Raw genomic sequence first — 21,247 nt, 5'->3', positions numbered from 1 at the left:
CCCGCTTCCGTTCTGCGGTGCGACTTTGGTCGGGTTGCGAAACCGCCCCCGCGGGCGTCTGATCGCCGGTGACGTCGCGGAGGGCACGTGAGCGCCTGGCTGGTCATCCTCGTGGTCGCGGCCTACATGGCCGCGCTGTTCAACGTCGCCTGGCGGGGCGACCGCCGCAGCGCCGGTTCCGCCCAGCCCCGGCGCCGCGCGGTGATCTACGGCCTGTCGTTGGCCGTCTACTGCACGAGCTGGACCTATTTCGGCGCGGTGGGCACGGCGGCGCGGTCCGGCTGGGAGTACGTCACCATCTACCTCGGGCCCGTGCTGGCGGTGACCCTGCTCTTCCCGCTGTGGCGGCGGATCGCCACGGCGGCCAAGCGGGAGAACGTGGGCTCGATCGCCGACTTCGTGGCCGCCCGCTACGGCAAGAGCCGGGTGTTGGGCGGCCTCGCCGCCATCGTCGCGGTGACCGGCTCGCTGCCCTACATCGCCCTGCAGCTGAAGTCGCTGGCCACCGGGTGGGCGGTGCTCACCGCCGGGCCGGCCGGCGCGGCGCCGCCGCAGAACACGGTGCTCGCCATCGCCGCGGTCCTGGCCGGGTTCGCCATCCTGTTCGGGGCGCGGCGCGCGGACCTCACCGAGCACAACCGAGGCCTCGTGCACGCCATCGCCTTCGAGTCGCTGGTGAAGCTGGTCGCGCTGCTCGCCGCCGCCCTGCTGGCGGTGGCCCTGCTGGCGGGCGGCTCGGTCCCGCTGGGCTCGGCGCTCGGACCGCTCGGGGCGCCGCCGACCCTGGACGCCCGCTTCCTGATCATGACCCTGCTGTCCGCCGCGGCGGTGTTCTGCCTGCCCCGCCAGTTCCACATGGGCTTCGTCGAGCTGGCCGACGTCGCCGACGCGCGCGAGGCGCGGCGGACCTTCACCCTCTATCTGGTGCTCACCACGGTGGCGGTCGTGCCGATCGTGGCGGCGGGGGCGCTGCTGCCGGCCGCCTACACCAACCCCGACCTGTTCGTGCTCGACCTGCCGCTAGAGTTCGGTGGCGCGCCGCTGACGCTGTTCGTCTTCCTGGGCGGCTTCTCGGCGGCCACGGCCATGGTGATCGTGGAGACGGTCGCGCTGTCGGCGATGGTCTCCAACGAACTGATCCTGCCGATCGCCGCCAAGCGGAGCTGGCGTGAGGCGGGCCGCCGGGCCGACTTCGGCCGCACCATCCTCATCGTGCGGCGGGTCGCGATCGTCGCGGTGCTGCTGCTGGCGTGGGCCTATTTCCTGGCCATGGACCACAGCGAGGCGCTGGCCTCCATCGGCCTGACAGCCTTCGCGGCCCTGGCCCAGCTCGCCCCGATCCTGATGGGCGCGGTGCTGTGGAAGCGCGGCACGGCGGCGGGGGCCATCGCCGGACTCTCGGCGGGGTTCGCCACCTGGATCTACAGCATCGCCCTGCCGCAACTGGGCTTCCTCGATCCGCCGGGCTGGATGGGCCGGGGCGACCCGCTGGTGGTGGGCGTGCTCTGGAGCCTGGCGCTCAACGTCGCCCTGTTCATCGGCGTCTCGCTGGCCACCCGGCCGCGGCTGATCGAGCGGATCCAGGCCGCGGCATTCGTGGAGGACGCCGAGTTCCTGGCGGAGGCGCCCGGCCACGGCCTGGGCGCACGGGTCGCCGACCTGCGCGACCTGGTGGCCCGGTTCATGGGCGAGGCCGCCGCCGAGCGCGCCTTCGCCGACCTTTCGCGAGAGCTCGGCCGTCCCCTGCGCGACCACGAGCCGGTGGACGCGACGCTCGCCCGCGCCGTGGAGCGCCGCCTCGCCGGGGCCGTGGGCGCGACCTCGGCGCGCGGCGTCATAGCCGCGGCGCTGTCGGAAGGGGCGAGGGGGCCCGACGACATCACCCGCCTGCTCGACGAGGCGGCCCAGGCGATCCAGTTCAACCGCGAGCTCCTGCAGGCCACGCTCGACAACATGAGCCAGGCGGTGAGCGTGGTGGACGCCGACCTGCGGCTGATCGCCTGGAACACCCCCTACCTGAAGCTCTTCCGCTTCCCCGGCGGCTTCATCCACGTGGGCAAGCCGATCGCCGAGGTGATCCGTCTGAACGCCGAGCGCGGCGAGTGCGGGCCGGGCGAGATCGACGCCCATGTGGAGCGCCGGCTGGAGCACCTGAAGCGCCGCACGCCGCACACCTTCGAGCGCCTGCGCCCCGACGGCCGGGTGATCCGATCGGTGGGCGCGCCGATGCCGGGCGGCGGCTATGTCACCACCTACACCGACATCACCGAGGACAAGCGCCGGCAGGCCTCGCTGGAGACCACGGCCGCCGCGCTCGAGGAGGTCAACGAGCGCCTGGAGGCGCGGGTCGAGGAGCGCACCCGCGAGCTCGCCGCGGCCAAGGCGCAGGCGGAGGCGGCCACGGCGTCCAAGACCCGCTTCCTGGCGGCCGCGAGCCACGACCTGCTGCAGCCCCTGCATGCGGCGCGGATCTTCGTGGCGGCGCTCGGCGAGGACCTCCGCGAGGGCGACCCGGACGCCCAGGCCCTGGCCCGCGACGCCGACCGCGCGATCGCCACGGCCGACAGCCTGCTGCGCGCCCTGCTCAACCTGTCGAAGCTGGAGGCGGGCGGGGTCCGGCCGACGGTCCGGCCAGTCTCGGTCGCCGCCCTGTTCGCCGAGCTGGAGCGGGAGTTCGCGCCCATGGCCGCCGAGAAGGGCCTGAGCCTGCGCGTTCGCCCCTGCGCCGCCTGGGTCAGTTCCGACCGCGACCTGCTGCGCTCCATGCTGCAGAACCTGATCAGCAACGCCGTCCGCTACACGGAGGCGGGCGGCATACTGGTGGGCGCCCGCCGGCGCGGGGAGGCCCTGCGTTTCGAGGTCTGGGACACCGGCCACGGCATCCCGGAGGAGAGCCGCGAGACGATCTTCCACGAGTTCATCCGCCTGGGCGGCGGCTCGGGGCAGGGGATCGGGCTGGGCCTGGCCATCGTCGACCGGCTGGGCCGGCTGCTCGACCATTCGGTGGGCGTGCGCTCGGCGGTGGGCCGCGGCAGCGTCTTCACGGTGACCACCCCGCTCGCCCGCGCACCGCAGAAAGCCGCGGTCGCCCCGGCGGGCTCGGGCGCCCGGGCGCTCACCGGCATGCGCATCCTGTGCGTCGACAACGAGGAAGCCATCCTGCGCAGCCTCACCGCCCTGCTGCGCCGCTGGGGCGCGCGGGTGGACACCGCGCTCTCCGGCCAGGCGGTGGACGAGCTGGAAGGGCCCTGGGACGCGGCCCTCATCGACTACCACCTGCGCGAGGCGGAGACGGGCCTCGACCTTATCGCCCGGCTCGGCCCGCGGCTCGGCCGCACCGCGCTGGTGACGGCGGAATCCGGCGCCCAAGTCCGCGACGAAGCCCGGCGGCTCGGCGTGAAGCTGGTGGCCAAGCCGGTGCAGCCGGGCGCCCTGAAGGCCTTCCTGGCGCAGTCGCGGCGGATAGCCGCCGAATAGTCAGGCCGCGTCGAGGTCCAGCAGCATGGGCTCGGCGGCGACCACCGCCTGGGTGCGGTTCATCACCCCGAGCTTCCGGAAGATCAGGGTGATGTGCGACTTCACCGTCGCCTCGGTGATCCCCATGTCGAAGGCGATCTGCTTGTTGAGCAGGCCCTTGCGCATGCTGACCAGGATGCGGAGCTGCGCGGGGGTGAGCGAGGCGAACCGCTGCACCGCCTCGTCATCCTGCTCGGCCTCGTAGCCGGGCGGCGTCCAGACCGCCCCGGCCATCACCGCCTCCAGCGCCGCCATCATCACGTCGAGCGGCGCCGACTTGGGGATGAAGCCCGCCGCCCCGAAGGCGAGCGCCCTGCGGACGGTGTCGGGGTCCTCGCTGGCCGAGACGATCACGATGCGCGCGTCCGGAAACGCGCCGCGCAGCTCCAGCAGGCCGCTGAAGCCCTGGCAGTCGGGCATGCGCAGGTCGAGGAGCACGACGGCGATGTCCGGCCGGTCGCGCAGGAGCGCCACCGCCTCCTTCAGGCTCGCGGCTTCGAGGACCGTGCGGGCCCCTCCGATGCGGCGCACAGCCGTGGTCAGGGCGGCACGGAACAGGGGATGGTCGTCCACGAGCAGGACGCCGGTCATTTCCGCACTTCCTCCCCGGCCGCACTGACGGCGACCTTCAGTATACAGCTTGCGCCCCGGCCCCGGCGTCGTCCAGCGGGTGGGGCCTCCGACTTTCGTCTAGTTTCGACCATCGGCTAGTAGCGGCGGCCGCGAGGCCTGTGCGTGTCTTCCCCCACACACCAACGAACAAGGGGGAAACGAGATGCGAACGCGCCTGTTCGGGGGCATTTCCGCCGCCGCGCTCCTGTCGCTCGCGCCCGGCGTCGCCAGCGCCCAGGCCTCCACGACCGATCTGGAGGCGCGCGTCCGCCAGCTCGAGGAGGCGCTCGCCGCCGTGCGCGCGGAGCTGGCCGCGTCCAGGGCCGCCCCGCCGCCGGTCATCCAGATCCCGCAGGCGGCGCCCGCGCCCGCCGCGGCGCCTGCGCCGGCCGACGGCTTCCGGATCGGCCCGCATGTCGTGAAGTACGGCGGCTGGGTGAAACTCGATGCGCTCGCCACCGACTACCGCGACGGCGACCTGGCCAACAGCGACCTGGGCCGTGACTTCCTGCTGCCGGGCACCATCCCCGTTGGCGGGGCGGGCGACCGCGACGTCCACTTCAACGCCCGCCAGACGAGGCTGTGGTTCACCACCGACGGTGTGGTCGCGGGCCACAAGGTCGGCACCCGAGTGGAGATGGACTTCCAGACCTTGCCGGGCGCCGGCGACCAGCGGACCACCAGTCCCTCGAACCTGTCGCTGCGGCGGGCCTACATCACGGTCGACAACTGGCTGTTCGGACAGGAGTGGTCGACCTTCCAGAACACGGCGGTCCTGCCGGAGACGGCCGACTACATCGGCCCCACGGCCGGCACCATCTTCGTGCGCCAGGCGCAGGTCCGCTACACGCGCGGGCCGTTCGCGATCGCGCTGGAGAACCCGGAGACCACCATCACCCCGTTCCGCGGAGGCGCTCGGATCCTGGCCGACGACTCCGTGATGCCGGACGTCGCCGCCAAGTTCGAGCTGAAGCGGCCGTTCGGCGACCTCGCCCTGGCCGGTCTCGTCCGCCAGCTTGCCGTCGACGAAGGCGTCATCGACGCGGACACGACCGGCTGGGGCGTTTCTCTGTCGGGCAAGCTCAAGGTCGGCTCCCGCGACGACCTGCGGTTCATGGTCACCCACGGCGAAGGGATCGGCCGCTATGTGGGCCTGAACCTCGTCAACGACGCGGTGGTGACCGCCGACGGCGACCTGGAGGCGGTGCCGCTGACGGCGGGCTTCGCCTCGTTCCGCCATGTCTGGGCCGAGGGGCTGCGGTCGAACCTGATGTACGGCCTGCAGCGGGTGGACAACCCGGTCTCGCTCACCGGGACTGCGGTCAACAAGAGCTCCGAGAGCATCCACTTCAACATCATCTGGTCGCCGGTGCGCGGCCTCGACGTGGGGGCCGAGATCATGCGGGCGGACCGCGAGCTGGAGTCGGGCGTCTCCGGCGAGATCCGCCGCCTGCAGGCCTTCGCCAAGTACACGTTCTGACAGGTGACGACATGGTCCAGGAAACGCGGTTCCCGCCGCCATCGGGCGGCAAGGCGCTGATCGACGGAAGCATACTGGCGGCGCTGCTCGACCAGGAGGCCCGCGACCCGGACGCCTTCTGGGCGGCCATCGGCCGGCGGCTGGACTGGTCGGCGCCGTTCACCGAGGTGAAGGACGTCAGCTTCGCCCGCGAGGACTTCCGCATCCGCTGGTACGCGGACGGCCGGCTGAACGCCGCCCACAACTGCATCGACCGCCACCTGGCCGCCCGTGGCGACGAGACGGCGATCATCTGGGAGGGTGACGATCCTGCGCAGTCGCGGCGGATCAGCTACCGCGAGCTGCACCGCGAGGTCTGCCGCATGGCCAATGTGCTCAAGCGGCGCGGGGTCGGGCGAGGCGACCGCGTGACCCTCTACCTGCCGATGATACCGGAGGCCGCCTACGCCATGCTGGCCTGCGCGCGCATCGGCGCGGTCCATTCGGTGGTGTTCGCCGGCTTCTCGCCCGACAGCCTGGCCGGCCGGATCAATGACTGCGGCTCCCGCGTCGTGGTCACCGCCGACGAGGGCCTGCGCGGCGGCCGGCGGGCGCCGCTGAAGGCCAATGTGGACGAGGCCCTGGCCCAGGCGCCGGGCGTCGACACCGTCCTCGTGGTCGCCCGCACGGGAGCCGAGGTCGCCATGGTGCCGGGCCGCGACTTCGCCTATGCGGCGGAGGCCGCGCAAGTGGCCGACGACTGTCCGGTCGAGGAGATGGGCGCCGAGGATCCGCTGTTCATCCTCTACACCTCCGGTTCCACGGGAAAGCCGAAGGGGGTGGTTCACGCCACCGGCGGCTACCTGGCCTGGGCCGCCTGGACCCACGAGGCGGTGTTCGACTACCGGCCGGGCCAGGTCTACTGGTGCACGGCCGACGTGGGCTGGGTGACCGGCCACAGCTACCTGGTCTACGGCCCCCTCGCGAACGGGGCGACGAGCCTGATGTTCGAGGGCGTGCCGAACCATCCCACCTCCTCCCGCTTCTGGGAGGTCTGCGACAAGCACCGGGTGGAGATCTTCTACACCGCCCCCACCGCCATCCGCGCCCTGATGCGCGAGGGCGAGGACCCGGTGCGAAGGACCTCGCGGCGCAGCCTGCGCCTGCTGGGCTCGGTGGGCGAGCCGATCAATCCCGAGGCCTGGCTCTGGTACCACCGCGTGGTGGGCGAGGGCCGCTGCCCGATCGTCGACACCTGGTGGCAGACAGAGACCGGCGGCATCCTGATCGCGCCCCTGCCGGGCGCGACGACGCTGAAGCCCGGCTCAGCCACCCGGCCGCTGCCCGGCGTGCACGTGGCGCTGGTGGACCCGGAGGGCCGGGTGCTGGAGGGGGCGACGGAGGGCAACCTCTGCCTGACCGACAGCTGGCCCGGGCAGGCGCGCACCCTGTGGGGCGACCACGAGCGCTTCATCGCCACCTACTTCACCACCTATCCCGGCAAGTACTTCACCGGCGACGGCTGCCGGCGCGACGAGGACGGCGACTACTGGATCACCGGACGGGTGGACGATGTGCTGAACATCTCCGGCCACCGGCTGGGCACGGCCGAGGTCGAAAGCGCCCTGGTGGCCCACCCGAAGGTGGCCGAGGCCGCGGTCGTGGGCTACCCGCACGACATCAAGGGCCAGGGTCTCTGGTGCTATGTGACCCTGACGGCCGGCGAAGAGCCGACCGAGTCGCTGCGCAAGGAGCTGGTGGCCTGGGTCCGGCGCGAGATCGGTCCGATCGCCACGCCGGACGTCATCCAGTGGGCGCCGGGCCTGCCGAAGACCCGCTCGGGCAAGATCATGCGGCGGATCCTGCGCAAGATCGCCGAGGGCGAGACCTCGAACCTGGGCGACACCTCGACGCTCGCCGATCCCTCGGTCGTGGACGACCTCACCCGCGGCTCGCGGCTGGAGACCGCCTGAGCGACCGGCGCGGGCGTCCGCGCCGGCCGCCTCGCGGCTACCGCGGCGTGGGGTACTGGATGCGCGGCCGCAGGTTGTCGATGACGGCCCGCGCGTCGAAGGCGCGGGTGTCGTCGGCGGGCTTGGGACCGCGGCCCATGACGATCTCGGCCGAGGCCTCGAAGCGCTCCACCGTGCGCACGTCCACCCGGTCGGCCCAGAACGGGTCGCCCCAGAACGGATCCCAGGTCCGCCAGCCGAAGCCGCGGCCATAGTAGCGCCAGGACGGGCGCCAGAAGCCGTAGGACGGGCCATACCAGGGCCGGTAGAACGGATCGGGCTCGACGTAGGTGCGGGCGTTGCGGTCGGTATGGCGGTCCACGATGGAGAACCAGTCATACCCGTTCTGCACGGTGAGCTCGGCCGCGCGGAACAGGAGGTAGCCCTCCACGGTCTCGCGCGAGGTCAGGCTGTTGCCGGCGAAGTTCACCCGGAAGCGGTTCTGCTCCAGGCGCATCTCGGAATAGCCGCCCGAGGTCTGCTGGCCGGGCAGGTTCGGCTGGTAAGGCGTGGCGGTGGCGCAGGCCGCCAGCCCGGCCGCCAAGGCCAGGACGGCGGCGATAGCGGCTGATCTCTTTGGCATTTGATGTTCTCGAACGAACGGAAACGTCCCTCGACATGAGGTCTATTCCGGAGAACTCCCAGCGGCAATTGAGGTTTCGCAAAGCCGCGCCGCGAAAACCTAGGCGCCCAGGGTGGCGTACATCCAGATCGCCCGCCCGAGCGCCCCGAACAGCAGGACCGCGCAGGCCAGGGTCTGGATCAGGAAGCCCAGCTCGCGCTTGGACGGGTCCTGCATGTAGCCGACGGCATAGATCACTCGCCCGACCATCCAGACGACGCCGGCGGCCGCGGCCACCTGGTCGTTCCAGTAGAGGGCGAAGAGCCAGAGTGACGGCAGGTAGATGGGCAGCCACTCGAGCGTGTTGTGGTGCACCCGCACCGCCCGCTCCAGGATCGGGTCGCCGGTCATCTGCGGCGCGTTGATGCCCGTCTTGCGGCGCGCCCGGGCGACCCCGATCCCCAGCGAAAAATACAGGATGAGCGAGAGCAGGGTGACGATCGCCACCAGGCTGTGAGGCTGCATTGGACTTCCCCCCGTGCGGCGAACAGGCTTCGCCGTGGGCGGCAGGTTGCCACGGTTGCGGCCGCCTAGGGAACCGGGGCCGTGGCCAGGCGCGTTTTCCGGTCATGCCGTCGACCGCCATCCGCGCCATCGACTACGACGAGGAGCACCAGAGACTCCTGGTCCGCTTCGTCAGCGGCCAGCGCTACGCCTATGACGGCGTGCCCGCGGAGGTCTGCCGCTCGTTCCGGGAGTCCGGCTCGAAGGGGCGGTTCTTCCAGGCGAAGATCCGCGACCGCTACCCCTACCGGAAGCTGGACAGCTAGCCCTTCACCCGCTTGTCGCGGTTGGCCGTCACCCGCAGGCGCAGCGCGTTGAGCTTGATGAAGCCCGCCGCGTCGCGGTGGTCGTAGGCGACCGCGCCCTCCTCGAAGGTGACCAGCTCCTGGTCGTAGAGCGACCATGGGCTCGTGCGCCCGATGACCGTCACGTTGCCCTTGTAGAGCTTCACCCGCACCTGGCCGGTGACCGGCTTCTGCGAATGGTCGATGGCGGCCTGCAGCATCTCCCGCTCGGCCGAGAACCAGAAGCCGTTGTAGATGAGCGACGCGTACTTCGGCATCAGCTCGTCCTTCAGGTGCATGGCCCCGCGGTCCAGCGTGATGCTCTCGATGCCGCGGTGGGCGGCCAGCAGGATGGTTCCGCCGGGCGTCTCGTAGACGCCGCGCGACTTCATGCCGACGAAGCGGTTCTCCACCAGGTCCAGGCGGCCGATCCCGTTGTCGTGGCCGAGCTCGTTCAGCCGCGTCAGCAGGGCGGCGGGCGACAGCTTCTGGCCGTCGATGGCCACCGGGTCGCCGGCCTCGAAATCGATGGTGATCACGGTCGGCTTGTCGGGCGCATCCTCGGGGGAGATCGTGCGCATGTGCACGAACTCGGGCGCCTCCACCGCGGGGTCCTCCAGCACCTTGCCCTCGGAGGATGAGTGCAGGAGGTTGGCGTCGACGCTGAACGGCGCCTCGCCGCGCTTGTCCTTGCTGATCGGGATCTGGTGCTTCTCGGCGAAGTCGATCAGCGCCTCGCGGCTCTTGAAGTCCCACTCCCGCCAGGGCGCGATCACCCGGATGTCCGGCTCCAGGGCGTAGTAGCCCAGCTCGAAGCGGACCTGGTCGTTGCCCTTGCCGGTGGCCCCGTGGCAGACGGCGTCGGCGCCCACCTGGCGGGCGATCTCGATCTGGCGCTTGGCGATCAGCGGCCGGGCGATCGAGGTGCCGAGCAGGTACTGGCCCTCGTAGACGGTGTTGGCGCGGAACATCGGGAAGACGAAGTCGCGGACGAACTCCTCGCGCAGGTCGTCGATGAAGATGTTCTCGGGCTTGATGCCGAGCATCAGCGCCTTCTCGCGCGCCGGGCCCAGCTCCTCGCCCTGGCCCAGGTCGGCGGTGAAGGTGACCACCTCCGCGCCGTACTCGGTCTGCAGCCACTTCAGGATGATCGAGGTGTCCAGGCCGCCGGAATAGGCGAGCACGACCTTCTTGACGGACTTGTCGGCCATGTCGGGGCGTAGCTTTCGATAAGGGAGAACGGGTGTCGCGGGCCTTAAAGGGCCTAAGGCCGCGGGGTTCAAGGCCTAACCGCGCCGCTGGACCAGGCTTAGGTGCGCGATGGCCAGGGTGGAGGCGAGCAGTGCGCGGGCGCCGACCACCAGTCCGGCCTGCACCGCCTCGACGGGCCAGGTCCGCGCCACATAGCCCAGCGGGAAGCTGACCAGCACCGCCAGCACCGGCAGGCCCCACGTTCGGAACCGGTCGGCCTTCGCGTCCGCCCGGTGGATGGCCAGCGCCAGGCTGAACATGATGGACAGCGCCAGGACCGACAGGGCGTCCCCGACGTAGGCGAGGATCTGGACCACCTAGACCGTCACCTGCGTGCCCATCTCGACCACGCGGCCGGGGGGTATCTTGTAGAAGTCGGTGGGGTTGGCGGCGTTCTTCATCAGGAAGATGAACAGCTTGTCCTGCCAGAGCGGCATGCCGGACTGGGCCGACGGCACCACGGAGCGGCGGCCCAGGAAGAAGCTCGTGGCCATGATGTCGAACTTCAGGCCGAGCTTGCGGCACAGGCCCAGCGCCTTGGGCACGTTGGGGCTCTCCATGAAGCCGTAGGCGATCACCACCTTCTTGAAGTCGTCGTTCACCGGCTCGATGCGGATCCGCCTCTCGTCGTCGACGCGCGGCGTCTCGGTGGTCTCGACGGTCAGGATGATGTTCTTCTCGTGCAGCACCTTGTTGTGCTTGAGGTTGTGCATCAGGGCGACGGGCGCGGTATCCGGGTCGGAGGTCAGGAAGATGGCCGTCCCGGGCGCCCGGTGCGGCGCACGCGCCTTCAGGATGTCGGTGAGCTCGAGCAGGGGGACGCTGTCACGCCGGGTCTTCTCCGCGAGGATCTGGGTCCCGCGCGACCAGGTCCACATGACCAGCACGAGGCCCGCGCCCAGGACGAGCGGCAGCCAGGCGCCCTGCGGGATCTTGAGCAGGTTCGATGAGATGAAGATCACGTCCAGGAAGCCGAAGGCCGCCGAGGCCGCGGCAGCCTGCCAGACCGGCCGCTTCCACATGTAGCGGACGATGTAGAAGAACAGCAGGGTGTCGACGAACATCGCCCCGGTCACCGCGATGCCGTAGGCGGCGGCGAGGTTCGACGAGGTGCGGAACATCACCAGGAGCACCAGCACGCCGACCAGCAGGAACATGTTGACCTGCGGCACATAGATCTGGCCGGCCTGGGTCTCGCTGGTCCGCCGGATATCGATGCGCGGGAAGAGGCCGAGCTGCACCGCCTGCTGGGTCATGGAGAAGGCCCCGGTGATCACCGCCTGGGAGGCGATGACGGTGGCGGCGATCGAGAGCAGCCAGACGGGCCAGTAGACGACCTCGGGGATCATCTCGAAGAAGGGATTGGTGCGGGTCTCCGGCTTCGAGAGCACCAGGGCGCCCTGTCCCAGGTAGTTGAGCACCAGGGAGGGCAGCACCAGCGCCACCCAGGCGGCGCGGATCGGCGCCTTACCGAAGTGGCCCATGTCGGCGTAGAGCGCCTCGGCCCCGGTCACCGCCAGGAAGACGCTGCCCAGGATGACGAAGCCGAGGAAGCCGTTGTCCAGCAGGAACATGACGCCGTAGTGCGGCAGGAGGCCCTTCAGCACCGAGAAGTCGTCGGCGATGTGGAAGAGTCCGAGGCCGGCCAGCACCAGGAACCACAGCGCGGTGATCGGCCCGAACAGCTTGGCGACGCTGGCGGTGCCCCGCGACTGAACCAGGAACAGGGCGATCAGGATGATCGCGGTGAGCGGCAGGACGAGCGGAGAGAGCCGCGAGCCCATGCCCGGGATCTCCTTCATCCCCTCCATGGAGCCCAGCACCGACACCGCCGGGGTGATGATGCCGTCGGCGTAGAACAGGGCCGCGCCGAACACGCCCAGCAGGAAGATGATGGTCGAGCGCCGGCCGGGGCTCACCCGCTGGGCCAGCGCCATGAGCGCGAGCGTGCCGCCCTCGCCCTTGTTGTCGGCGTTCATCAGGAAGACGACGTACTTCACCGTCACGATGAGGATCAGCGCCCACGTGACGAGCGAGACCACGCCCAGGACGGCCAGCTCGGCCGTGCCGCCGCTGCGGCTGTGGGCCAGCGCCTCGCGCATCGCGTACAGCGGGCTGGTGCCGATGTCGCCGAAGACGACGCCGACGGAGCCCAGGGCCAGGGCCCAGAACTTGTCCTTGGGCGCGTGATGCGTTCCCTCCGCCCCCTCGGCGAGGGCGCCGGCCGGATCAGCCATCCATCTTCTCCGGGGACACGGTGTAGTAGGTCCCCTTGGGCGGCCCCATGCCGTCACGCGGCCGGCGCGATACACCCAAACCGGACGGTGTTCAATGACGCGCACCGGCGCCGACGCTGCGGCGCAGCATCTCGGCGCTTGAACGATCGTGGCGGGGCCGTAGTTTCGCAGGCCTGACCGGGAGGGGCCCATGGATCGCAGACTGGCGCTGGTGACCGGCGCCTCGGCCGGGATCGGGGCCGCTTTCGCCCGCATCCTGGCGAGCCACGGCTACGACCTGGCGCTGACCGCCCGGCGGACCGACCGGCTGGATAAGCTGGCCGAGGAGATCCGCCTGCGCTCCGGCGTGGAGACCCTGACGGTCGCCGCCGACCTCGCCGACCCCGAGGGGCCGGGCCAGATCCTCGACACCCTGACCGCCCACGGCCGCACGGTCGACTTCCTGGTGAACAACGCCGGCTACGGCCTGCCGGGCGTCTACGCCGAGACCCGCTGGGCCGACCAGGCCGCCTTCCTGCAGGTGATGCTGCACGCCCCCTGCGAGCTCGCCCACCGGGTGCTGCCCGGCATGGTCGCCCGCCGGTTCGGGCGGATCGTCAACGTGGCCTCGCTGGCCGGCCTGATCCCGGGGGCGGCCGGCCACACCCTCTATGGCGCCAGCAAGAGCTTCCTGATCAAGTTCTCCCAGAGCCTGCACCTGGAGACCCGCGACGAGGGCGTGCACGTGAGCGCGCTCTGCCCCGGCTTCACCTATTCCGAGTTCCACGACGTCAACGGCACGCGGGCGATGGTCAGCCAGTCCACGCCGGCCTGGGCCTGGCTGGGGGCCGACGAGGTGGCGGCGGCCGGCTACGAGGCGGTGGAGGCCAACCGCGCCGTCTGCGTGCCCGGCGCGCCCAACAAGGCCGTTGCGGCCTTCGCCAAGCTGGTCCCCGACGACTGGGGCCTGGCCCTGATGGCCAGCCAGGGGAGCCGCTTCCGGAAGACCTAGTGGCCGTTCTCGTAAGGGGCGGCCGCCTCGGGCTGGATGATGCCGATGGTGGAGTCGGCCAGGCCCGCCATGATGAACTGCACGGCGAGCGCGCAGAGGATCAGGCCCAGCACCCGCACCACGATCGTGAGGCCGATGCGGCCGAGGATCCGGGTGATGACCGGCGTCGCCAGGAAGGCCAGCAGGGTGGCGATCGAAACCGCGGTGATCACCGCCACGCCGACGGCCGCGCCGGCCAGCCCGTACGTCCGCGCCTGGTCGGCGTAGATCACCACCGTGGAGATCGCCCCCGGCCCGATCAGCAGCGGCATGGCGAACGGCACGATCATCCGCTCGAAGCGCTTGCGGGCGTAGGTGCGGCCGCCCTTGGCGGCCTCCTCGGGGTCGGCGGCGTCGGCGTAGGTGGCGGTGAAGTCGTCGCGCGCCATCTCCAGCCCCAGCATGAACAGGATGACCCCGCCGGCGATGCGGAAGGCCGGCTGGGAGATGCCGAAGAAGGTCAGCAGGCTCAGGCCCGAGAAGTAGAAGAAGGTGAGGAAGCCCACCACGAACAGGCTGATGTAGAGGGCGATCCGCGCCCGGTCGCGGCTCATCACCCCGGCCGTGGCGGCGGCGAACACCGGCACGTTGCCGATCGGATCCAGCAGCGCGAACAGCGCTACGAAGAAGTTGACCGCGAAGTCCCACTGGCTCATGCAGGCGTCTTAGCCCAAATCACCCAGCGCGGACCACCCGCGGTCCCGCTTGCCCGGAGCCTTCGTCATGGCCGCCGCCGCGCTCGCACACGCCTCCGCCGCCGCAGATGCCCGTCTGATCGTGCCGCTCGACCTGCCCAGCGCCGACGAGGCCCGGGCGATGGTCGAGGCGCTGGGCCCCACGGTGAGCTTCTACAAGGTGGGCCTGGAGCTGTTCGCCGGCGGCGAGGGCATGGCGCTCGCCCGCGAGCTGAAGGCCCGGGGCAAGCAGGTCTTCCTCGACTGGAAGCTGCACGACATCGGCACCACGGTGCAGCGCGCCGCCGCCGTGCTCGCCCAGTCCGGCTGCGACTTCCTGACGGTGCACGGCGAGCCGCAGGTGATGGCCTCTGCGGTGCGCGGGCGGGGGAGCTCGAGCCTGAAGATCCTGGCCGTGACGGTACTGACCAGCCTGAACGACGCGGACCTCGAGGAAATGGGCTACGCCGAGACCTCGCGCGCGCTCGTGGAGCGACGCATCCACCAGGCCATCGCGGCCGGCTGCGACGGCGTGATCGCCAGCCCGCACGAGGCGGCGCTGGCCCGCAGCCTCGGCGGCCGCGACTTCCTGGTGGTGACGCCGGGGGTCAGGCCCGAGTGGTCGGCGAAGAACGACCAGGCCCGCGCGGCGACGCCGCTGGAGGCGCTGAAGGCCGGCGCCTCGCACATCGTCTGCGGCCGGCCGATCACGGCGGCCAACGATCCCCAGGCCGCGGCCCTGCGCGTCGCCGCCGAGATGGCGAAGGCGGGCTAGGCCGGCGCGGTCTCGGCGCCGAACTCGGCCACCTCCTCGATCAGCGCGGCGGCGGCGGCGGCCACCAGCTCGCCGCCCTTCTCCGGGGTCGCCTGCGCGGGATCCGAGCCCATGCGGCCGTCGGCGTAGCGGGCGCGGAAGTCCATGGCCTCGCGGATCGGCCCGGTGGGCGCCACCTGGGGCGCGTAGTTGGCCGCCTTGATGCTGTCGGGATAGGCCCACTGGGTCACCGCGATCTCCGACGGAGTGGCGTGGCTGCCGTGGCCGGTGGGGAACTGGCGGTTGGCGATGGCCATGACCCCCTTCAGCTCCCACCAGTTCTTCAGCCGGCAGGCGAAGCCGCGGTTCTTCCCGGCGTAGCTCGCTTCCGCATAGAGCTCGGAGAAGGCCGCCTCGATGGTGGCGACGTTCCCGCCGTGGCCGTTGAGGAAATATAGTTTCTCGAACCCATGGTGCGCGAGGCTGCGGCACCAGTCGCCGATCGCCAGCATGAAGGTGGACGGCCGAAGCGCGATGGTGCCGGGGAAGTCCAGGTGATGCTGGGCCATGCCGATGTTGAAGGTGGGGGCCACGAGGAGGTCGGGCGCCTTCCTCTGCGCCTCGTGGGCGATGATCTCCGGGCAGAGCCAGTCGGTGCCCAGCAGGCCGGTGGGCCCGTGCTGCTCGTTGGAGCCGATCGGGATGACCACGGTCTTCGAACGCTTCAGGTGGTCCTCGATCTCGGCCCAGGTGGACAGGTGAAGCAGCATGCGGGGCTCCTCTTCTCACCCTCCGATAGCCGCTCGGAGCCGCGACCGGTAGGCGTTCCGCGCTCGCGTCCTGGCCTGTCTTCGAGCCGGGCCCTTAGCCTTCGGGAGACTGACCCTGCGCCCGGCGAGCCGTCACGCCGGGCGTATCCGTTTCCGGCACGCGGATGATGAGGTCGTTGGCGACCATGCCGACCAGCCGCCATTGGGGCCCGTCCTCCGCCTTCTGCTTGGCGAAGGTCAGCAGGCAGCGCTCGGCCTTGTCCTGGACGCAGGCGCGCTGGCGGTCCTGGACCTCGATCATCCCGGCGATCTGCTCGGCGTTCGGGGCCTGCGCCAGGCGCTCGCCGCGCTCGTCGACCAGGCGGAAGGCCTCCGGTCCGATCATCCGGTCGAGGGCGAACTCGGAGGGGCCGCCGTCGACCTCCAGCCCCTGCTCCCGGGCGACCTCGATCAGCTGGCCGCGCAGGTCCTCGCGCACCGCGCGGCGGTCCACGGCGGCCTCGAAGGCCACGCGATCCCGGGCGACCACGGCGGCGAACAGCCGCTCCGCGCCCTTGGCGGCGTCCTTGCGCACGCCGGCCTCGCAGCCGCCGAGCGCCGCGACCAGCGCCACGGCCAGCAGCGTCTTGCCTATCCGAAGCATCGGGCGAACATGGCCGGCGCCTTGAGTTCCGGCAACCGCCGATGCTGCGGCGTGTTGCGCCACCCCGCCCTGACCGCATAGTGATCCACAACCTTTTGCAGGGAGTGCAGCCATGTCGGAGAGCGAGGTTTTCCCGGTGCCCGAGGAATGGGCCAAGCGGACCCGCATGGACGCCGAGGCGTACGAGGGGGCCTGCCGGCGCGCCGACATCGACCCGGAGGGATACTGGCGCGACGTGGCCAGCCGGCTCGACTGGATCACGCCGCCCGGCCAGATCCGCGACGTCTCCTTCAACAAGGCCGACTTCCGCATCCGCTGGTACGCCGACGGGGTGCTGAACGTCTCGGTGAACTGCCTGGACCGTCACCTGGAGACCCGCGGCGACCAGACGGCGATCATCTGGGAGAGCGACGACCCCGAGGTCTACGACACCCTCACCTACCGCCAGCTCCACGCCGAGGTCTGCCGCTGGGCCAATGTCCTGAAGGCCCGGGGGGTGAAGAAGGGCGACCGGGTCACCGTCTACCTGCCGATGATCCCCGCGGCGGCCGCGGTGATGCTCGCCTGCGCGCGGATCGGCGCCGTCCACTCGGTGGTGTTCGGCGGCTTCTCGCCCGACAGCCTGGCGGGCCGCATCCAGGACTGCGACTCCAGGATCGTCATCACCGCCGACGAGGGCGTGCGCGGCGGCCGGATCGTGCCGCTGAAGCTCAATGTAGACGAGGCGCTGAAGACCTGTCCGGGCGTCACCGACGTGATCGTCGTGCGCCGCACCCGCGCCGACGTGCCGATGACCGCGGGACGCGACGCCTACTTCTCGGACCTGAAGAAGGAGGTCTCCGACGAGTGCGCCCCGGAGCCGATGAACGCCGAGGATCCGCTGTTCATCCTCTACACCTCCGGCTCCACGGGGAAGCCGAAGGGCGTGCTGCACACCACCGGCGGCTACCTCACCTGGGCCGCCCACACGCACGAGCTGGTGTTCGACTACCGGCCCGGCGAGGTCTTCTGGTGCACCGCCGACATCGGCTGGGTCACCGGCCACAGCTATGTGGTCTACGGTCCTCTGGCCAACGCCGCGACGACCGTGATGTTCGAGGGGGTGCCGAACTATCCGACGTCATCGAGGTTCTGGGAGGTCTGCGACAAGCACAACGTCGAGATCTTCTACACCGCCCCCACCGCGATACGCGCCCTGATGCGCGAGGGCGAGGCGCCGGTGACGCGCACCTCGCGCAAGTCGATCCGCCTCTTGGGCACGGTTGGGGAGCCGATCAATCCCGAAGCCTGGCTCTGGTACCACCGCGTGGTGGGCGAGGGCCGCTGCCCGATTGTCGACACCTGGTGGCAGACCGAGACCGGCGCTTGCCTGATGAGCCCGCTCCCGGGCGCCACCCCGCTGAAGCCCGGCTCCTGCGCCAAGCCCCTGCCGGGCATCAAGCCGCAGCTTGTCGACGCCGAGGGCAAGGTCCTGGAGGGCGCCGTCTCCGGCAACCTCTGCATCACCGACAGCTGGCCGGGCCAGATGCGCACCGTCTACGGCGACCATGAGCGGTTCATCGCCACCTACTTCACCACCTATCCGGGCAAGTACTTCACGGGCGACGGCGCCCGTCGCGACGAGGACGGCTACTACTGGATCACCGGCCGGGTGGACGACGTCATCAACGTGTCGGGCCACCGGCTGGGCACCGCCGAGATCGAGAGCGCGCTCGTGGCGCACGAGGCGGTCGCCGAGGCCGCGGTGGTGGGTTACCCGCACGAGGTGAAGGGGCAGGGCATCTACTGCTACGTCACGCTGAAGGCCGACGTGACGCCTACCGACATCCTGCAGGCGGAGCTGAAGGGCTGGATCCGTCGGGAGATCGGGCCGTTCGCCGCGCCCGACGTGGTGCAGTTCGCGCCGGGCCTGCCGAAGACCCGTTCCGGCAAGATCATGCGCCGGATCCTGCGCAAGATCGCCGAGGACGACCTCGGCAATCTCGGCGACACCTCCACCCTCGCCGACCCCGGCGTGGTCGACGACCTGGTGAAGAACCGGGCCGGCGCGGATGTCTGACGCGGGCGCCTGAGGTGGGCGTCGAGCTTCCCGCCGCCCTGCGCGCGGCGCTTGACCGGGAGCTCGAGGGCGTCTCCCGCCGCGGCCTGGCGGAACGGGCCGCGCGCACCTCGGCCGCCTACCGGTCGGGCCAGGGCTCGGCCGGCGTGGTGCGCGGGCTGGAGGACGCGCTGGCCTATGCGCTCGCCCGGTTGCCGGCCACCTACGCCGCCTGCGCCACCGTGTTCGCGGAAGCCGCCCGCATGGCGCCGGGCTTCGCGCCCCGCACCCTGTTGGACGCCGGCTCCGGTCCGGCCGCGGCGAGCTGGGCGGCGCTGGAGGCCTGGCCGCGCGTCGAGCACATCACCTGGCTGGACGAGAGCCCGCCTTTCCTGGACCTCGCCGGGCGCCTGGCTTCGGACGCGCCTGCCCCGCTGCGCGCCTCGGACCGCCGCCGGGCCGACCTCGCGGCCCCGGGCGCGGGGTGGCCGCATGCGGACCTGGTGGCGGCCAGCTACGCCCTCGCCGAGATCCCGCCGGCGCGCCAGGCCGAGGTGGTCGCGAGCCTGTGGGCGGCCTGCGACGGGGTGCTGGCGCTCGTGGAGCCGGGGACGCCCGCCGGCTTCGCCCGCCTGCTGGCCGCCCGCCAGGCGCTGATCGCCGCCGGCGCCGACATCCTCGCGCCGTGCCCCCACGCGCGCGACTGCCCGCTGGCCGCGCCGGACTGGTGCCACTTCTCCGTGCGCCTGCCGCGCAGCCGCGACCACCGCCTGGCCAAGGGCGCCGAGGCGCCGTTCGAGGACGAGAAGTTCGCCTACCTCATCGCGGCCCGGCCGGGCCTCGCCGCGACGGCGCGCGCGCCCCGGGTGCTGGGCCACCCCCGGGCGGGCAAGCCCGGCATCGACCTCAGGCTCTGCGGGTCACAGGGACTGGAGGCGCGCCACGTGCCGCGCCGCGACAAGCCCGGCCACGCCGCCGCGCGCCGCCTCGGCTGGGGGGACGTGTTCGAGGGCTGAGGCTAGGCGCTCGCGTCCAGCTCCGCGGCGTCGCCGTCGTTGTCCGCGGCCCGCTCGCGCATGAGCTTCGCCCGGGCCTCCAGCTCGCGCATCTGCTGCTGGAAGTAAGGGGTTAGAAAATCCAGGAAGGCGCGCATCCGGGGCGTGTCCTTCAGCTCGCGGCGGGTGACGATCCAGGAGGAGCCGGCCGCCTCGGCGATGGTGTCCGAGCAGCGCACCAGCTCGCGGCTGACGTCGCCCAGCAGGGTGGCCAGGGGCGCGATGCCCAGGCCGGCCCGCACGGCGTGGAACAGGTTGCCCATGGTGTTGGAGCGCGCGGCCGGCGCCTTGCCGCCGGCCTGGCGGAACATCCACACCATCCCGGCCCAGTCGGCCAGCTCGGCCTCCCCGCCGATCAGATCATGGTCCTTCAGGTCGTCCAGGCGCGCGGGGGCGCCGCGCCGCCGGGCGTAGTCGCGGCTGCAGTAGAGGGCGAAGTCGTAGTCGTGCAGCTTGCGCGCGATGAGGTCCGAGGGCGGCAGGACCTGGCCGGACCGGATCGCCACGTCGGCCTCGCCGCCCTGGATGTCGAGCGCCTTGTCGCTGATCACCAGGTCCACCTGGACCTCCGGATAGAGCTTCCGGAACTCGGCGAGCGCCGGCATCAGGCTGTTGTTGGCGACGATCTCGGTGGCGGTCAGGCGGATGGCCCCGGCCAGGCCGCGCCGGTGCGCCTGGGCGCGGGCGCCGAAGGTCTCGCTCGCCCGCTCCACCTTCTCGGCCTCGGCCATCAGGTCGCGGCCGGCCTCGGTGAGCCGGCTGCCGGTCTGGCCGCGGTCGAACAGCCGTAGCCCCAGGTCGGCCTCCAGGCCCTCGATGCGCCGGGCCACGGTGGTCTGGTTGACGCCCAAGGCCTTGGCCGCCGCCAGGGTGGAGCCGCCGCGCGCCACGGCCAGGAAGGCCTTGAGGTCGTCCCAATCGAACATCGTTCCATTCTGCAGTTCTGCAGAACCGGGCTGCAAGAGCGCTGATTGCAGCGGCCAAGCTTCGCCCGTATCAGCCCGCCTCCGCTCCCCCAGACCGGCGATCGCCGAAACGGCGCGGCACGAGAAGAGGCAAGACCCTGATGAAGCTCTACTGCGACCCGATCTCCACCACGTCCCGGCCCGTGCTGATGTTCATCGCCGAGGCGGGCCTGCCCGTGGAGATCGTCCATGTGGACCTGATGAGCGGCGCGAACCGGGATCCGGCCTACCTGGCCCTGAACCCCAACGGCGTCGTGCCCTACCTCGTCGACGGCGACTTCGGCCTGGGCGAGTCGTCGGCGATCCTGAAGTACCTCGCGGAGAAGACCGGCTCGTCCGCCTACCCCGCCGACCTGAAGGGCCGGGCGCGGGTCAACGAGGCGCTGGACTGGTTCAACACCCAGTTCCACGAGTATTTCTGCCTCTTCGTCTGCTACCCCAACATGGGCGTGCCGCACGGGCTCGACCCGGCGCTCGCCCAGGGCCTGATGGCCTACGGCCGGGAGCACGCGCCGCGCTGGCTCACCGTTCTCGACCGCCACATGCTGGCCGGCCGCGACTTCGTCTGCGGCGACGAGATCAGCCTCGCCGACTACCTGGGCCTGTCGTTCGTCCTGCTGGGCGAACTGGCCGACTTCGACTTCAGCCCCTATCCGAACATCGCCCGCTGGATCGCCCGGATGCAGACCCGCCCGGCGTTCGAACCCACCTTCGCCGGCTTCCGCGGACTCGTGGGCTTCCTCGCCGGCCAGAAGGCGGCGGCCTGAGATGACATTCCCGTAAGCTTCCCCGGCGCCCGGCGGGTGCTACAGGTTCCCCGA

19 protein-coding genes are annotated in these 21,247 nt (G+C 71.2%); 9 read left to right on the top strand and 10 right to left on the bottom strand.

What is annotated here, in order from left to right; all coding sequences use genetic code 11:
• The first annotated feature begins 87 nt into the window (after window positions 1–87).
• Window positions 88–3,477, top strand: a complete 3,390-nt coding sequence (locus VM685_RS06540; protein WP_325459313.1) for a hybrid sensor histidine kinase/response regulator — start codon at window positions 88–90, stop codon at window positions 3,475–3,477.
• On the opposite strand, the gene VM685_RS06535 is transcribed toward VM685_RS06540, so the two are convergent.
• Window positions 3,478–4,107 carry a response regulator transcription factor gene (locus tag VM685_RS06535; protein WP_325459312.1) on the bottom strand — a complete coding sequence of 210 codons (630 nt, stop codon included), beginning with the start codon at window positions 4,105–4,107 and terminating at the stop codon, window positions 3,478–3,480.
• A 184-nt stretch (window positions 4,108–4,291) separates the two neighbouring features.
• Here VM685_RS06535 and VM685_RS06530 point away from each other — a divergent pair, with 184 nt between their 5' ends.
• Together VM685_RS06530 and acs (VM685_RS06525) are read left to right on the top strand one after the other, a co-directional pair.
• A complete protein-coding gene (locus VM685_RS06530; RefSeq protein WP_325459311.1) occupies window positions 4,292–5,608 on the top strand; it encodes a DcaP family trimeric outer membrane transporter in 1,317 nt (438 codons plus the stop codon).
• Between the two features lie 11 nt (window positions 5,609–5,619).
• Window positions 5,620–7,560 (top strand): acetate--CoA ligase, encoded by a 1,941-nt coding sequence (acs, locus tag VM685_RS06525; RefSeq protein ID WP_325459310.1) that lies wholly within the window; start codon window positions 5,620–5,622, stop codon window positions 7,558–7,560.
• A gap of 37 nt (window positions 7,561–7,597) precedes the next feature.
• On the opposite strand, the gene VM685_RS06520 is transcribed toward acs (VM685_RS06525), so the two are convergent.
• Window positions 7,598–8,182 (bottom strand): CC0125/CC1285 family lipoprotein, encoded by a 585-nt coding sequence (locus tag VM685_RS06520; protein ID WP_325459309.1) that lies wholly within the window; start codon window positions 8,180–8,182, stop codon window positions 7,598–7,600.
• A gap of 99 nt (window positions 8,183–8,281) precedes the next feature.
• Complete coding sequence (locus VM685_RS06515) at window positions 8,282–8,686, bottom strand: MAPEG family protein (protein ID WP_325459308.1); 405 nt, start codon at window positions 8,684–8,686, stop codon at window positions 8,282–8,284.
• A gap of 104 nt (window positions 8,687–8,790) precedes the next feature.
• Here VM685_RS06515 and VM685_RS06510 point away from each other — a divergent pair, with 104 nt between their 5' ends.
• Window positions 8,791–8,991, top strand: coding sequence for a KTSC domain-containing protein (locus tag VM685_RS06510; RefSeq protein ID WP_325459307.1), 201 nt, complete (start codon window positions 8,791–8,793; stop codon window positions 8,989–8,991).
• Here the strand turns inward: VM685_RS06510 and VM685_RS06505 are convergent.
• The 3 genes from VM685_RS06505 to VM685_RS06495 form a co-directional block, all read right to left on the bottom strand.
• Window positions 8,988–10,220, bottom strand: coding sequence for an argininosuccinate synthase (locus VM685_RS06505; RefSeq protein ID WP_325459306.1), 1,233 nt, complete (start codon window positions 10,218–10,220; stop codon window positions 8,988–8,990). The two genes, VM685_RS06510 and VM685_RS06505, sit on opposite strands and share 4 nt — an antisense overlap.
• A 75-nt stretch (window positions 10,221–10,295) precedes the next feature.
• Complete coding sequence (locus tag VM685_RS06500; protein ID WP_325459305.1) at window positions 10,296–10,577, bottom strand: hypothetical protein; 282 nt, start codon at window positions 10,575–10,577, stop codon at window positions 10,296–10,298.
• Entirely contained in the window at window positions 10,578–12,497 is a 1,920-nt protein-coding gene (locus VM685_RS06495) for a potassium transporter Kup (RefSeq protein WP_325459304.1), read from the bottom strand.
• Between the two features lie 190 nt (window positions 12,498–12,687).
• On the opposite strand from VM685_RS06495, the gene VM685_RS06490 reads away from it, so the two are divergent.
• Window positions 12,688–13,488, top strand: a complete 801-nt coding sequence (locus VM685_RS06490) for an SDR family oxidoreductase (RefSeq protein WP_325459303.1) — start codon at window positions 12,688–12,690, stop codon at window positions 13,486–13,488.
• Here the strand turns inward: VM685_RS06490 and VM685_RS06485 are convergent.
• The gene (locus VM685_RS06485) at window positions 13,485–14,183 is read right to left on the bottom strand and encodes a MarC family protein (protein ID WP_325459302.1); all 699 of its coding nucleotides are present in this window, start codon (window positions 14,181–14,183) and stop codon (window positions 13,485–13,487) included. The two genes, VM685_RS06490 and VM685_RS06485, sit on opposite strands and share 4 nt — an antisense overlap.
• A 67-nt stretch (window positions 14,184–14,250) precedes the next feature.
• Between VM685_RS06485 and pyrF the strand changes: the two genes are divergently transcribed.
• Window positions 14,251–14,976 carry an orotidine-5'-phosphate decarboxylase gene (gene pyrF, locus VM685_RS06480; RefSeq protein WP_325459301.1) on the top strand — a complete coding sequence of 242 codons (726 nt, stop codon included), beginning with the start codon at window positions 14,251–14,253 and terminating at the stop codon, window positions 14,974–14,976.
• Here pyrF and VM685_RS06475 read toward each other — a convergent pair.
• Both VM685_RS06475 and VM685_RS06470 read right to left on the bottom strand, forming a co-directional pair.
• Complete coding sequence (locus VM685_RS06475) at window positions 14,973–15,725, bottom strand: creatininase family protein (protein ID WP_325459300.1); 753 nt, start codon at window positions 15,723–15,725, stop codon at window positions 14,973–14,975. The two genes, pyrF and VM685_RS06475, sit on opposite strands and share 4 nt — an antisense overlap.
• A gap of 94 nt (window positions 15,726–15,819) precedes the next feature.
• Window positions 15,820–16,368: a hypothetical protein gene (locus tag VM685_RS06470; protein WP_325459299.1), complete on the bottom strand. Its 549-nt coding sequence runs from the start codon at window positions 16,366–16,368 to the stop codon at window positions 15,820–15,822.
• Between the two features lie 112 nt (window positions 16,369–16,480).
• Between VM685_RS06470 and acs (VM685_RS06465) the strand changes: the two genes are divergently transcribed.
• Both acs (VM685_RS06465) and VM685_RS06460 read left to right on the top strand, forming a co-directional pair.
• Window positions 16,481–18,427, top strand: coding sequence for an acetate--CoA ligase (gene acs, locus VM685_RS06465; protein WP_325459298.1), 1,947 nt, complete (start codon window positions 16,481–16,483; stop codon window positions 18,425–18,427).
• Between the two features lie 14 nt (window positions 18,428–18,441).
• Complete coding sequence (locus VM685_RS06460) at window positions 18,442–19,422, top strand: small ribosomal subunit Rsm22 family protein (protein ID WP_325459297.1); 981 nt, start codon at window positions 18,442–18,444, stop codon at window positions 19,420–19,422.
• Window positions 19,423–19,424: 2 nt separating this feature from the next.
• Here VM685_RS06460 and VM685_RS06455 read toward each other — a convergent pair whose 3' ends face one another.
• Window positions 19,425–20,387, bottom strand: a complete 963-nt coding sequence (locus VM685_RS06455) for a LysR family transcriptional regulator (protein ID WP_325459296.1) — start codon at window positions 20,385–20,387, stop codon at window positions 19,425–19,427.
• 140 nt (window positions 20,388–20,527) lie between these two features.
• Between VM685_RS06455 and VM685_RS06450 the strand changes: the two genes are divergently transcribed.
• Window positions 20,528–21,193, top strand: coding sequence for a glutathione S-transferase family protein (locus VM685_RS06450; RefSeq protein ID WP_325459295.1), 666 nt, complete (start codon window positions 20,528–20,530; stop codon window positions 21,191–21,193).
• Window positions 21,194–21,247 lie beyond the last annotated feature (54 nt).

Source organism: Phenylobacterium sp., assembly GCF_035539035.1.
Classification (GTDB): Bacteria; Pseudomonadota; Alphaproteobacteria; order Caulobacterales; family Caulobacteraceae; genus Phenylobacterium.
Note: the sequence above shows the minus strand (reverse complement) of the source record. Positions and strands in the feature narration are given on the sequence as shown.

Bases quoted from the DNA above. Each gene is read 5' to 3' on its own strand.
- VM685_RS06535 (WP_325459312.1), bottom strand. From the start codon at position 4,107: ATGACCGGCGTCCTGCTCGTGGACGACCATCCCCTGTTCCGTGCCGCC.
- VM685_RS06530 (WP_325459311.1), top strand. From the start codon at position 4,292: ATGCGAACGCGCCTGTTCGGGGGCATTTCCGCCGCCGCGCTCCTGTCG.
- acs (WP_325459310.1), top strand. From the start codon at position 5,620: ATGGTCCAGGAAACGCGGTTCCCGCCGCCATCGGGCGGCAAGGCGCTG.
- VM685_RS06520 (WP_325459309.1), bottom strand. From the start codon at position 8,182: ATGCCAAAGAGATCAGCCGCTATCGCCGCCGTCCTGGCCTTGGCGGCC.
- VM685_RS06515 (WP_325459308.1), bottom strand. From the start codon at position 8,686: ATGCAGCCTCACAGCCTGGTGGCGATCGTCACCCTGCTCTCGCTCATC.
- VM685_RS06510 (WP_325459307.1), top strand. From the start codon at position 8,791: ATGCCGTCGACCGCCATCCGCGCCATCGACTACGACGAGGAGCACCAG.
- VM685_RS06505 (WP_325459306.1), bottom strand. From the start codon at position 10,220: ATGGCCGACAAGTCCGTCAAGAAGGTCGTGCTCGCCTATTCCGGCGGC.
- VM685_RS06495 (WP_325459304.1), bottom strand. From the start codon at position 12,497: ATGGCTGATCCGGCCGGCGCCCTCGCCGAGGGGGCGGAGGGAACGCAT.
- VM685_RS06490 (WP_325459303.1), top strand. From the start codon at position 12,688: ATGGATCGCAGACTGGCGCTGGTGACCGGCGCCTCGGCCGGGATCGGG.
- VM685_RS06485 (WP_325459302.1), bottom strand. From the start codon at position 14,183: ATGAGCCAGTGGGACTTCGCGGTCAACTTCTTCGTAGCGCTGTTCGCG.
- pyrF (WP_325459301.1), top strand. From the start codon at position 14,251: ATGGCCGCCGCCGCGCTCGCACACGCCTCCGCCGCCGCAGATGCCCGT.
- VM685_RS06475 (WP_325459300.1), bottom strand. From the start codon at position 15,725: ATGCTGCTTCACCTGTCCACCTGGGCCGAGATCGAGGACCACCTGAAG.
- VM685_RS06470 (WP_325459299.1), bottom strand. From the start codon at position 16,368: ATGCTTCGGATAGGCAAGACGCTGCTGGCCGTGGCGCTGGTCGCGGCG.
- acs (WP_325459298.1), top strand. From the start codon at position 16,481: ATGTCGGAGAGCGAGGTTTTCCCGGTGCCCGAGGAATGGGCCAAGCGG.
- VM685_RS06455 (WP_325459296.1), bottom strand. From the start codon at position 20,387: ATGTTCGATTGGGACGACCTCAAGGCCTTCCTGGCCGTGGCGCGCGGC.
- VM685_RS06450 (WP_325459295.1), top strand. From the start codon at position 20,528: ATGAAGCTCTACTGCGACCCGATCTCCACCACGTCCCGGCCCGTGCTG.